Source organism: Actinotalea ferrariae (assembly GCF_019733465.1).
Taxonomy (GTDB): domain Bacteria; phylum Actinomycetota; class Actinomycetes; order Actinomycetales; family Cellulomonadaceae; genus Actinotalea; species Actinotalea ferrariae_A.
Genome location: NZ_JACVQL010000065.1, coordinates 1 through 12,592, shown reverse-complemented (window position 1 = coordinate 12,592; position 12,592 = coordinate 1). Strand labels below are relative to the sequence as shown.

The 12,592-nt window shown below is 74.9% G+C and carries 6 protein-coding genes; all 6 read right to left on the bottom strand.

All coding sequences use genetic code 11. The features are described 5' to 3' along the window. On the bottom strand, nt 1-2,153 hold a 2,153-nt coding region (locus ICW40_RS05995; RefSeq protein ID WP_221652926.1), incomplete at its 3' end, for a transglutaminase-like domain-containing protein. After that, nucleotides 2,150-3,340: a DUF58 domain-containing protein gene (locus ICW40_RS05990; protein WP_221652925.1), complete on the bottom strand. Its 1,191-nt coding sequence runs from the start codon at nt 3,338-3,340 to the stop codon at nt 2,150-2,152. The genes ICW40_RS05990 and ICW40_RS05995, both read right to left, overlap by 4 nt. Nucleotide 3,341: 1 nt before the next feature. Then, nucleotides 3,342-4,301 (bottom strand): AAA family ATPase, encoded by a 960-nt coding sequence (locus ICW40_RS05985; RefSeq protein ID WP_221652927.1) that lies wholly within the window; start codon nt 4,299-4,301, stop codon nt 3,342-3,344. 170 nt (nt 4,302-4,471) lie between these two features. Continuing rightward, entirely contained in the window at nt 4,472-10,348 is a 5,877-nt protein-coding gene (locus tag ICW40_RS05980; RefSeq protein ID WP_221652924.1) for an Ig-like domain-containing protein, read from the bottom strand. Nucleotides 10,349-10,448: 100 nt separating this feature from the next. After that, nucleotides 10,449-12,017 (bottom strand): serine/threonine-protein kinase, encoded by a 1,569-nt coding sequence (locus ICW40_RS05975; RefSeq protein ID WP_221652923.1) that lies wholly within the window; start codon nt 12,015-12,017, stop codon nt 10,449-10,451. Continuing rightward, the coding region (locus ICW40_RS05970) for an FHA domain-containing protein (RefSeq protein ID WP_221652922.1) at nt 12,014-12,592 on the bottom strand (579 nt) is incomplete at its 5' end. The genes ICW40_RS05975 and ICW40_RS05970, both read right to left, overlap by 4 nt.

Below are 12,592 nucleotides of genomic sequence, written 5' to 3'. Positions count from 1 at the left end.
GCCGCGAAGGCGCCCGCGAGCGCGACGGCGGTCTCCCGCCGCGTCGCGAGGGGGGGCGGCGGGCGGCGGAGGTCGCGCGCCTCGTCGAGCACCTCGTCCCAGCCGCCGACGACGCGCTCGACCGCCGGGCCCTGCGTCCGGCGCCGCTTCCGGCGGCGCCCCTTCGCCGCGAGGATCACGACGAACGGCGCGAGCAGCAGCACGAGCGGACCGACCACGGCCGCGCCCAGGACGGCCAGCTGGAGCCACTCGTTGAACGGCGGCGGGGGCGGGGGCAGCGTGTCGGTGCGGGGCTGCTCGGTGTCGTCGTCGGGCGGGGTCACCGGGTCCTGCGGCGGGGGCGGCGGCTGCACGACCTGCGGCTGCGGCTCGGACTGCTCCTCGGGCGTGTCCTCGCGCGGCGTCTTCGACTCGTCGGGCGTCGGGTAGAACGGCACCCAGCCGTGGCCCGCGAACGAGATCTCGACCCACGCCTGGATGTCGTCGCCGGTGAGGGTGAGCTCCTCGGCGTCGGCCTCCTCCTCGTCCGGGACGAACCCGAGGACGACGCGCGCGGGCAGCCCCATCTCGCGCGCCATGAGGGCCATCGCGGACGCGTACTGCTCGCTGTCCCCGACCATGAGGTCGTCGGTGAGCAGCGTCGTGATGCGGTTGGCGCCGTGCCCGGACAGCGACGGGTAGTCGCCGGACTCGGTGATGCCGTGGCTGAACCAGCCACGCTCGATCAGCCCCTGCTCGAGCGTGCGGGCGATGAGCACGGGCGACGTCGCCGTGCCCGCGAGCTCACCGGCGAACAGCGGGACGGCCTCGGGGACCGCCTGAGGCTCCGGGAGGCGGACCGAGCCGACCGACGCCGTCCCGATCTCCTCGTCCTCGGGCACCTCGGGCACCACGACCTCGGCCGTCCAGCGGGTCCCCTGCGGGATGCCGTCGGCCAGCACGGCGGTGCCGGTCGCGTCGTTGTAGCGCAGCCGGCCGGCGAGCTCGAGCGCGTCGGAGCCCGCGAAGTCGAACCGCTCGGCGTACCCCACGGTCGGCAGCCACACGGACGGGAGCCGGTGCACCTCGACCTCGACCTGCGTGGGCGCGCCGCGCACCGACGTCGCGATCGTCTCGCCGACGCGCCGGAACTGGCCCGACCCCTCGGCGGACTCCGACCCCGCGACGTTCCACACGACGCCGTCGAACGCGTCCATGGTCGCGAGCCGGACGGGCGTGCCCTCGGGCAGGCCACGCACCGTGAGCAGGTCCGTGTCCTTCCACTCCTTGACGAACTCGCGGAAGCCCGAGAGCGGGCTCGGGTGGTCCTTCGGGTCGAACGGCGGCACGAGCTCGTCGCGCAACACGAAGCGCGGGCGGTCGTGACCGAGGACGGGGCCGGCGAGCACGCCGCTCGTCGCCGTGACGGCCGCCATGATCAGCAGCGAGACGACCCGCCGGGGCGCGAGCGTCCCCCGGTGCAGCGCGACCCACGGCGCGAGCAGCAGCACCATGGCGACGCCCGCGGCGACCGGCAGGACCGTCTGCTTGGTGCCGAGCAGCACCGAGAGGCACAGCACGGCGAGCGGCACGACGGCGGCCCACGCACCCCGACGCGCCGTCGCGCGCCTCGCCGCGCTGACGGCGAGCGCCGTCCCGGCGAAGCCGAGCAGGTAGGGCGCGACGAGCAGGTTGCCGCTGCCGCCGAGCGACGGGTCGAGCGTGAGCACCTGCTTCCACACGGTCACCGCGCCGCTCAGCAGCAGCACCAGTGAGGCGGGCGACGGCACGACGCCGAAGAACGTCGTCGTGGGCGCGGCGAGCGCCGCGCCGGCGAGCAGGTAGACGACGACGGCGAGCGCGGCCGTGACCAGCACGCCCCACCGCCGCCGGGCGCCGAGCAGCGCGCTCGCGGACCCGAGCAGGACGCCACCGACGATCGGCGGGAGGGCCGCGCTCGGACCGTAGACGGGGACCAGCGGCAGCAGCGCGAGGCCGGTCGTGACGGCGAGCACGCCGCCGTCGAGGAGCGGTTGGGTCGTACGGGGCCGCAGCGCGCGCGCGGTCGGTGCGTCGGCGCCGGAGCCGGACCGGGTGCGGCGCCCCGGCGGCGAGGGAGGCGTCGCGGGGGCCTGGGCCGTCGGCGCGGCGGTCGCCTGGGACGTCGTGGTCATCCGGCCACCACCCGGCGCAGCACGCGCGGCAGGTCCAGCAGCGAGCCCACCTGAGCGAGCGACAGCGTGCCGTGCGAGGCGACCTCGACCTCGCCGCCCTCCGCGCACGTGAGCACGAGCGTGCGCACCCCGGCCGGGATGTGCACGGCGGACGAGCGCAGGGTGGCGCGCGTGGGCACCGACCCCGTGACGAGGATCGCGACGGACGCGTCGGCGGCCTCGCGGGCCACCCACTGGGCGAGCCGGTCGCTGCCGCGGCCCGCCGCCGAGGCCTCGAGCGTCGAGCAGTCGTCGAGCAGGCGCGGCGGGTTCTCCGTGCGGAGCTTCCCGTCGCCCGCGAGCACCGTGAGGTCGCGCTCGTCGCGCAGGGCCTGCACGCCGATCGACGCGGCGGCGGCCACCGCGAGCTCGAACTCGTCGGCGCTCGCGTAGTCGTCGGTCGACGTCGAGAGCGCGATCGCCGTGTGCGTGCGCCGCGTGTCCTCGAACTGGCACACCATGAGCTCGCCGATGCGCGCGGACGTCTTCCAGTGGATGTGCCGGCGGTCGTCGCCGGGCACGTAGTCGCGCAGCGCGTGGAAGGACATGTCGGAGTCGGAGACGACGCGCGTCGCCTGACCCTCGAGGTCGCGCAGCACGCCCGACGCCGCCCCCGCCAGAGAGACGAGCTCGGGGTGCACGTACAGGTCGACCGGCTCGGTCCAGCGCACGCGCCGCCGCATGAGGCCCAGCGGGTCGCCCCGCACGGACCGCACGGGACCGACCACGACCACGGCGCGTCGCGTCGTCGGGATCGCGAAGACGTCCTCGTGCACACCGCCCGGGCCGAGCGACGGCAGGTGGAAGTCGGCCGCGCCGCGACCGACCGGGAGCTCGATCTGCGCGGGCAGGAGGCGCCGCCGCGACGTGTTCCGCACGAGCAGCCGCCCGACGGCGCGCTGCCCGACCGTCACCCGGTTGTCGGAGAGGTCCAGGTCGACGGCGTAGGTCGACCGACCGAGGGTCAGCAGGATCGACACCGCGACCGCCGCCGCGAGCGCCGTCGCGACGACCGTGAGCTCGACCCAGCCCAGCCACCAGCCGCCCGCGCCGAGCACGACGGCGCACGCGAGCGCCGCCCAGCCGAGCGGCGAGACGGGGTGCACGAGCCGGGCGAGGAGACGCCCGACGGGTCGGAGCAGGCGCATGTCAGACGCGCGCCGCCGGCGGGGCGGTCTCGGCGAGGATGCGGCCGACGACCTGGGTCGAGGTCACGCCCGCGAACTCGGCCTCGGTGTCGAGGATGACGCGGTGCGCGAGGACCGGCTCGACGAGCAGCTTGACGTCGTCGGGGATGACGTAGGTGCGGCCCTGCGAGGCGGCCCACACCTTGCCGCAGCGCACGAGCGCGAGCGCGCCACGCATGCTCGCGCCGAGCGCCGTCTGGGCGTCGTCGCGCGTGGCCTGGGTGAGCCGCGCGACGTAGTCGAGCACGGCCGCGTCGCAGTGGACCGAGGAGGCCAGCTGGGCCATCTCGCCCACGGCGCTCGTCGTGATCTTCGCCGTGAGGTGCGCCGTGCGGTCGCGCTCGGCCGACCCGGCGAGGATCTGCACGGTCGAGTCGTGGTCGGGGTAGCCGAGCGACGTCTTCATGAGGAAGCGGTCGAGCTGCGCCTCGGGCAGCCGGTAGGTGCCCGCCTGCTCGATCGGGTTCTGGGTCGCGATGACCATGAAGGGGCGGCCGACCGGGTGGGACACCTTGTCGACCGTGACCTTCGACTCCTCCATCACCTCGAGCAGCGCGGACTGCGTCTTCGGCGAGGCGCGGTTGATCTCGTCCGCGAGGACGACGGACGCGAAGACCGGACCCTGGTGGAACTCGAACCGGTGCGTGTTCTGGTCGTAGATCGTCACGCCCGTGACGTCGGACGGCAGCAGGTCCGGGGTGAACTGGATCCGGCTGTGCGTGCCCTGGACCGTCGCCGCGAGCGCCTTGGCCAGCGACGTCTTGCCCGTGCCCGGGGCGTCCTCGAGGAGCAGGTGGCCCTCGGCGAGCATGCAGGTCAGCGCCAGGCGGACCACGTGGTCCTTGCCCAGGACCGCCTGGCCCACGTTCGCGACGAGCGCGTCGAAGGTCTCGGCGAACCAGGCGCTCTGCTCAGGGCTCATCGTCACGTGCGTCTTCTCCTGTCGGTGGTGCTCGTCACTGCTGTGTCGCGTACTGCTGTGTCCCGTACTGCTGTGTCGCGTACTGCTGTGCCGGCACGCGTCCGGGCCGTGGTGCCTGCGGTGGTTCCTGTGCGGGTGGGTGTGCGGGTGGTTCCTGTGCCGGTGCCGGCTCAGCCACCGCCACCGCCACCGTCTCCGGCGGGCGGCGCGGGCGCGGGGACGTCGACGGTCATCGTGTCCGCGTTGCCGGGGCCGTAGCCCATGTCGTTGCGGGCGCGGACCGCGACCTCGATCCGGCCACCCGTCGGCAGGATGCGGTCGGGGATCGCGACGGCACCCGACGTGGTGGCCTCGCCGACGTCGACCCAGGACGTCCAGCCGGACCAGTCCAGCCGGTCGGGGTCGCTCGGGCGCGGGTCCGGTCGACCCGTCCGGTACACGTACTCGTAGCGCACCGGGAGGTTGCCCGTGCTGCTGGGCGGCTGCCACGTGGCCGTGAACGTCCTCGGCGCCGTCGCGGAGTCCAGCGCGATGCCGCTCGGCCTCGGGTCGCCCGGCCGCGTGCGGACCTCGGCCGACGCCGAGCCCGTCGGCTGGCCGCAGCCCTCGTTGTTGCACGCCCGGACCACGAACGAGTGCGCGCCTGCCGACAGGCCGGTGATCCGGCGGTTGCCGGGCAGGCCGGACCAGCCGCCGCCGTCGACGGCGACCTGGAAGCTGCCGTTGTGCCCGCCCGCCCAGTCCGGGTCGGCGAAGTCCAGGCGCACCGCTCCGTTGTCGGGCTCGAAGGTCGCGGTCAGCGGCCCGGGTGCCGACGGCACGGTGGCGTGCTCGACGACCAGCTCCCCCGACCACGGTCCCCAGTCGGCCTTGTTCCGGGCACGGACCTGGAACGTGTAGGTGCCCGGGCCTGCGGGGTCGACGACGTGGACGTTGCGGCTCGACGGGCTCGTGGCGGTGCCGCGGTTGACCCGGATCTCGTACTGGGAGACGGCGTCGCCGTTGCCGGCCGGGTCGTCCCAGTAGACCTCGAGGCGCCCGCCGCCGAAGACGCTCTGGTCGAAGCGCTGGGCCCGCAGCGTCGGGGCGTCCGGCGGTGCCGCCGGCACCTGCGGCGCCGACGCGACGCTCCAGTCGCCGGGCTCCGGCGCGAGGTTCACGGCGCGCACGCGCACCGTGTACGCCGTGCCGTTGGCCAGCCCCGTGAACGTGTGCGACGTCGCCGGCGTGGAGAACGTCGGCGAGCCGCCGGGCGGCGCCGGGCTGATCTCGACGTCGTACTTCACGATCGGCGAGCCCGGGTTCTGCGGCGCCTGCCACGTGACCGTGAGCGACGCGTTGCCCCACTGCGTCTGCGGTGCCGCGGGCGCGAACGGCTTGGCGTCCGGGCGCGCGGGCGGCGAGGGCGGGCTCGCGTCGGACGTCCCCACGGCGTTCTGCGCCGTCACGGTGAACACGTACTGCTGGTTGTTCGTGAGGTTGCCGACCGTGCACGTGGTGCTCGCGCAGTCCGTCACGATGCCGCCCGGCTGGGCCGTGAGGCGGTAGCCGGTGATCGGCTCCCCGTTGTTGGCGGGGGCGTCCCACGCGAGGACGACCGTGCGGTCCCGCACCTCGACGACGCGCGGCGCCACGGGCTGCGCGGGCCGTCCGCGGACGACGACGGTGATGCGTCCCTCGACCTCGCGGTCGGGGTCGCCCGTGGCGTCGCGGACGCGGTAGCGCGTGACCATCTGGCCGATGAACCCGGCCGCGGGGCGCACGGTGACCTGCGAGCCGGACACGCCGGCCGTGCCGGCGCCCGGCGTCTCGACGACCGCGTCGACGACCGTGAGCGGCTGGTCCGGGAACGGGTTGAAGGCTCCGTCGAGCACGGACACGGTCGACGCGCCGCCCTCGACGCCGTCGGGCACCACGCGGTCCACGAGACGCGCGAGCGGCCGCGACGACGCGACGATGCGGAAGTCCAGCTGACCCGTGACGGCGCGGTCCACGCCGTAGCCGATCTCGACGCCCAGCCCGCCGACCGTGCCCTTGGGCACCGCGGGCGTCGCGCTGAGCGTGAGGACCGAGCCGTCGAGGTTCGCCGTGACCCCGAGCGGCGGCTCGGAGGTGACGCGGTAGGTGTACCGCTGCCCCGCGTCCGTGCCCACGGTCGACGTGAACGCGGTGAGGTCGACGCGCGTCGACTCGCCGGGCGCGACCTCGAGCACGGACGGCGAGAACGTCGGCGGGTAGTCCTCGGCCGCGAGCACCGTGATGGGCAGCGTCATGACCTTGGTCCGGAGGTCGAGGTCGCCCTGGGCGCCATCGGTGACCTCGAACGAGATCGACGCCGGGCCGGCGTAGTCGCGCTGGGCCGTGTAGGTCAGCGTGCGGTCGTCGACCACGAGCGGCGTGCCGTCCGACTTCGTCGCCGTCACCGAGTCGTGCGTGGTGATCTTGGGTGATCGCCCAGGAGCCACCTGGATGTGCTCGTCGAGAACGATCCGCAGCGGCTCACCGGCGACCACGCGCAGCTCGGGCGCACCGGGTCGCGGGATGGGCGGGAAGTCGCCGAGCGCGGGCACGGTGATGAACGCGAACGTGTGGACGCCGTCGGCCGCGGGGTTGATGTTGGTGACGACGTACGGGAGCGTCTGCGCCGTCTCGCCGAGCGTCACCACCACCTCGCCGCCCACGACGGACGCGACGTCGGCCGCGGACGGGTGGACGGTGAGCTCGAGGTCGCTCATCGGGCCGGACGGGTTCTCCGCCTGCGCCATGACGTCGACCGCGACCTCGGTCTTGTTGATCGTGTCCGTCGCGGGGACCACGACGTCGCGGGCCTTGGGCGGCCGGATCGACGCCTCGGCGTCGACGACGACGGTGAGCACCGCCGTGCCGAGGCCGCCCCGCTTGTTGCGGGCGGTGTAGGAGATCTGCACGACGCCCGGCTGGTCCGGCGCCGTGACGACGATGCGCCGGCCCTCGACCTCGGCGACGACGTCGTCGGCCATGACCAGGTCGGGGTCGAGCTCGAGCTCGCCGCCGCCCGTGTCGACGTCGTTCGCCAGGACGCGGACCTCGACGCGCTGGCCGGGACGCACCGTGACGTCGTCGTTGCGGCTCACGACGTCGGCCGACGTCGTCGGGCGCGGCGCGATGCCGACCTGGACGGTCGCGACCGCGCGCTGCCCGACCCAGTCCTCGACCGCGTAGGTGAAGGTGTCGGTCCCGGACTCGCCCGGGAGCGCCTCGTACTCGAGCCAGTCGGCGCCCTGCTGGACGATGCGGCCCTTGGTCGGCGCCTGGTCCTGGCCCAGGAGGTAGACGCCGTCGCCGTCGGGGTCGATGCCCGTGAGCGGGACCTCGATGCGCACGGTCTCGGCCGCGAACACGCGTGCCGTCAGGGGTCGCGGACGCGGCGGGGCCTTCGACCCCGGGTCGGACGCGTGCACGGTCACGGTGACCGTCGCGGCGGTGACGTTGCCGACGGCGTCGCGCACGTTGAACGTCGCGTGCGCCTCGAGCGGCCGGTCGGGCGCCTGGTACCGCAGCGTGTCGCCCGAGACGAACATGAGGCCCTCGCCCTGGCCCAGCGGCTCGGCGAGCTCGGGCACGAGCTCGAGGCGGTCGCCGTCGGGGTCGTACGCGCCCTGGAGGACGGGGATCGTCACGACCCCGCCCGTGCGCACCGAGACGCTGACGTTCGGGACGACGGGCGGCTGCTGCGTCGCCGACGCCGGGACGGGCAGCACGAGCACCTCGCCCGTCGCGGACATGGTGCCGTTGTGGATCGTGTAGCGGGCCGTCACCGGGCCGTCGAGCACCCGGGTCGAGTCGATGCGCAGCAGCTGGTGGCCGACGACGGCGATCCGCAGCCCGGTCCCGTCCGGCACCTCGACGGACTGCACCACGAGCACGCCGCCCGCGGGGTCGACGTCGTTGGCGAGCGGGTCGATCGTGACCTCGCCGCCCGGCGGGAGGAGCGCGCGGTCGAGCACCGCGACCGGCGGCGGCGTCTCCTCGGGGCGCTCGCGGACGTCGATCCGCGCCACGCCCTGCACCTGCTGCGGCGACGCCGCGAGCATGAAGGTCACGTAGTACGTGCCGGCGTTGGGCGCCGTGAACGTGAACGTGCCGGCCTCGAGGTCGCTGTCGAGGGTCGCCCCCTGGAGCTCCTCGACGCCTGCGAGCCGGACGGGCTCGCGCGACGAGCTGCGCACGCTGTCGAGCGGCCGCACGACGACGGGCTGGTCGACGTAGGTGACCGCGTGCACGGGGTCGATCGTGGGGGCGACCGAGCCCGCCGGGCGCACGTCGACGTGCACCGTGCCCTCGACGACCTCGCGCCCGTCGGAGACCTGCACCGTCACGGTCTGCCGGCCGAGCGTGCCGCCGTCGGACTGGAAGGTCAGCTCGCCGTCCTGGCGCGTGCGCACCTGGCCGCCGCCCTCGGCGACGCCCCAGACGAGGATGAGCGGGTCGCCGTCGGGGTCGCGGAAGTCGGGCAGCGTGTCGTACGTGACCGAGCCGCCCTGCTCGACCGTCACCGAGCTCACGCGCACCTGCTCGGGCGCGCCGTTCTCCGCGTCGCTGCGCACGGTGAGGCGGACGGTCGCGGTCGAGGGTGCGCTCGTGCCGCGGCCGTCGTCGATCGTGTACGTGAACTCGGCGGTGCCGCTCGCGTCCGGGGCGACGGTGAGCTGGAAGGACCGCCCGCCGTAGATCGGCACGACGACGCCGAAGTCCTCGGGCAGCGGGTCGAACTCGCTCACGGCGAGGATGCCGCAGTCGGACGACGAGTCGTTGTCGATGACCGACAGGATCATGGTGCGGCCGGGCCGGACGCCGTACTCGTCGTCCTCCGCCGACGGCGCCGAGGACTGCGCCGTGCACTCGGCCTGGAGGTTCTGCGTGCTGTCGCGGCTCTCCGACTGCTCGTCGTCCTCCTGCGTCTCCTCCTGCGGCTCGATGTCCTGCCAGTTGGGCTCGCGCAGCTCGGGGTCCTCGGTCGGGACCCAGAGGCGTCCGTTGAGCGTGTCGTTGAGGACGACGACGTCGCGGTTGACCCGGAAGACGAGCCGGTCCGCGGACGTCATGCCCTCGAGGTCGAGCCGCTCCGGGTCCGCGCTGCCGCAGCGCTGGAGGTAGCTGCCGGTCCCGGTCGCCCACGCCGCGTGCGCGCAGCCGCCGACGCGGACGGGGGCCGCGGGCTCGCCGGACCCGCCGGACTCGTGCTCGCGCACCGCGCCCCCGCCGAGCGGCACCTCGAGCAGCGCGGTCGGCGTCGAGACCAGCACGACGTCGGACCGCGGCCCGGGCTGCTGGAGCACGAGCTCGGCGCCGTGCTCGGCGAGGTCCGTCGCGCCCGACGGGGTGTGCACCGTGCGGCCGGAGAGTCCCACCAGGACGTCGCCCACGGCCGTGACCTGCTGGAAGCCGCCCGACGGGTCGCCCGCGAGCGTCCCGTCCTCGGCGCTCGTGACCTCGGTGTCCGTCACCGTCGCGCGGTGCAGCGTGCCGTCCGCCTCGGCGGCGAGCAGCTCGCCGCTGCGGCTGACGACGGCGACCCCGCCCGGGCCGAGCTCGAGGTCCGGGTCCTGCGACTCGGTGCTCAGCGTGCCGAGGGTCGCCATGGTGCGGGCCCAGACGTCGCCGTCGGCGTTCACCGCGACCGTCCCCGCCGCCATGCTGGTCACGGTGCCGAAGGGCAGCGTGACCTGGGCCGCGAGCGTGACGCTCGCCGGGTCGACGACCGACGCCTTGCCGTTCTCGGTGAGGAGCACGTGGCCCTCGTCCTGGACGACGTCGAACTCGAGCGCCTGCGTGACGAGGCCCGCGTTGAGCTCCTCGACCTGGGCGTTGTAGCGGCCGAGCTTGCGCTCGGAGGTGTTCGTGAGCCAGACGGACCCGTCGTTGAGGTCGACCTGGGAGACGGGGACGCCCGGGTAGATGAGCGCGAGCACGGCGACGACCGCGGGCACGACGACGGCGCCGACCGGCGCCATCCACCGTCGGCGGGGCGCGGCCTTGCGTGCCGCGGTCCGTACCGTCCCGCTCATCCCTGCGCTTCTCCTCGTCCTCGTCCTCGTCCGCCTCGTCGGTCTGAACCCTGTCCTCGGTCCGACCCGTCCCGTCCGGCGCCCCCGCGGGCGCCCGCCCTCATCCCTGCACGCACGCGACGGCCGGGTTCGTGGAGAACCGTCCGTCCGTGCGCACGATGGACACCTCGATGCACAGCTGCTCGCCCGGGACGACGGGCGTCACGGTCACCGTCTCCTCGTCGACCAGCTCCAGCTCGGGCTCCGTACCGGCGAGCGACAACCCCCACAGGTAGCTGTCGCCCTCCTCCGGCTCCGGATTCTCCCAGGTGAACACGGCTGCTCCGTCCCGCAGCTCGCCCTCGAGCTCCTCGGGGGCGGGCACCGCACGGATGGCGGGGACCGTCGTCGTCGGCACGGGCGTCGGCTCGACGTCGGCGTCCGGGCGGAAGGCGAGCACGCCGCCGGCCACGAGCGCCCCCGCGACGACGAGCCCGCCGAGCACGCCCGCGACGACCCGGCCCGCGCCCCGGCGGGGACGGTCGAGCTCGGGCGCGGGCTCGGGCGCCGTCGGCGCCTGCCAGGACTCGGGGACGCCGGTGGCGGAGGCGGCCGCCTGCTGCGCGCCGGCCGGCACGGGCGCCGTCGGCTGCGGGAACTGGGGTGCAGGGCCGGGGATCCCGACGTGCGCGGGCGGCGGCGGGCCGGTGACCGCCGACGGCGCGTCGGGCGAGACGCTCTGCACCGGGCGCAGCCGGGTGGCCTGCGAGTCGGCGGGGTCCTCGCGCTCGTGCGTGTCCTCGGACGGGAGCGACGGCTCCTCGGGGAGGTCCAGCGGCGTGAGCGGCAGCATCAGCTCCGCCTCGACCTGCTGGAGCGCGCGCGCGAAGGCGAGCGCGCTGTGGTGCCGGCGCTCGGGGGTGCGGTCCATGCCGCGGGTCAGCACGGCGTGCAGGCTCTCGGGGACGTCGCCGCGGCCGGTCGGCTGGAGCACGCCGCGCTCGATCCGGGCGATGAGGTCGGCTGCGGTGTTCGTGCCGTCCGGCACCTCGAACGGCGACCGGCGCGCGAGCAGGGAGTAGATGGTCGCGGCGAGCGAGTAGACGTCGGCGCGCACGTCGCCGGTCGGGTGCTCGGCCAGCAGCTCGGGCGGGGACCACGGGATCGACATGCCGACGGCGCTGCCCTGGCTCCAGCCCGTCGTCGCGGCGATGCCGAAGTCGGTCAGGGCGGGCCAGCCGAAGTCGGTGATGAGGACGTTCGCGGGCTTGATGTCGCGGTGCAGGATCCCCGCACGGTGCGCCGTCTCGACCGCCGACGCGAGGCGGATGCCGATCCGCAGCACCTCGGCGACGCCCATCCGCTCGGAGCGGTACCGCTGCCCGAGCCCGGGCCGCGAGCAGAGCTCCATGACGAGGAACGGGCGCCCGTCGGAGGCGACGTCGGCGTGGTAGATCGTGACGATCGAGGGGTGGTGGGACAGCGTCGCCATGAGGTCGGCCTCGGCGCGGAAGCGCTCGCGCACGTCGTCGCCGAGGTGGCTCGCGAGCAGCACCTTGACCGCGACGGCACGGCGCGGCATGAGCTGCTGGTAGAGGAAGACGTCGGCGAACCCGCCCATCCCCAGCAGCCGGACGGGCTCGTAGCCGGGGATCGTGGGCGGGGCCGAGGGCTCGCGCCGAGAGGTCACGTGCCGCGCTCCACGATGAACGTCACGCCCTCACCGAGGTCGACGACGACACCCGTCTCGACGACGGTGGGCTCGCCGGGGTGCAGCCGCTGCGGACCCTGCCCCTGACGGAGCAGGAGCACGCCGTTGGTCGAGCGCAGGTCGGTGACCAGCACGTCCTCGCCGTCCATCCGGACCTCGGCGTGCGTGCGCGAGATGTCCTGGTTGGGGCTCGCGACCGTGACGAGGCGCGGCAGCTCGCTGTTGGAGACGCGCGAGACCTGCGGCGCGCGGCCCAGCAGCACGGGCCGGTTGAGCGAGACGACCAGACCCGACGACAGGTGGATCTTGGCGGGCGGCGGCGTCTGCGGTGCCGGGACGGCGAGCGCGGGCACGGCGTCTCCGGCCCACTCCGGCAGCTGGCGGCGCAGCTCGGCGACGTCGGAGCTGAGCACGGTGAGGCCGTCGTGGTCCTCGCCCGCGTCGGCACCCGGCGTGACCGGCGCCTGCGGTGCCGTCGGCGCCGGCGGGGCGGCCTCGGATGCGGCCTCCCGCTCCGGGGCAGGTGCGGGCGCCGGCGCGGGCGCCGGGGCAGG

Excerpts from the sequence above, each read along its gene's own strand:
- ICW40_RS05990 (WP_221652925.1), bottom strand. The coding sequence starts at position 3,340 with ATGCGCCTGCTCCGACCCGTCGGGCGTCTCCTCGCCCGGCTCGTGCAC.
- ICW40_RS05985 (WP_221652927.1), bottom strand. The coding sequence starts at position 4,301 with ATGAGCCCTGAGCAGAGCGCCTGGTTCGCCGAGACCTTCGACGCGCTC.
- ICW40_RS05980 (WP_221652924.1), bottom strand. The coding sequence starts at position 10,348 with ATGAGCGGGACGGTACGGACCGCGGCACGCAAGGCCGCGCCCCGCCGA.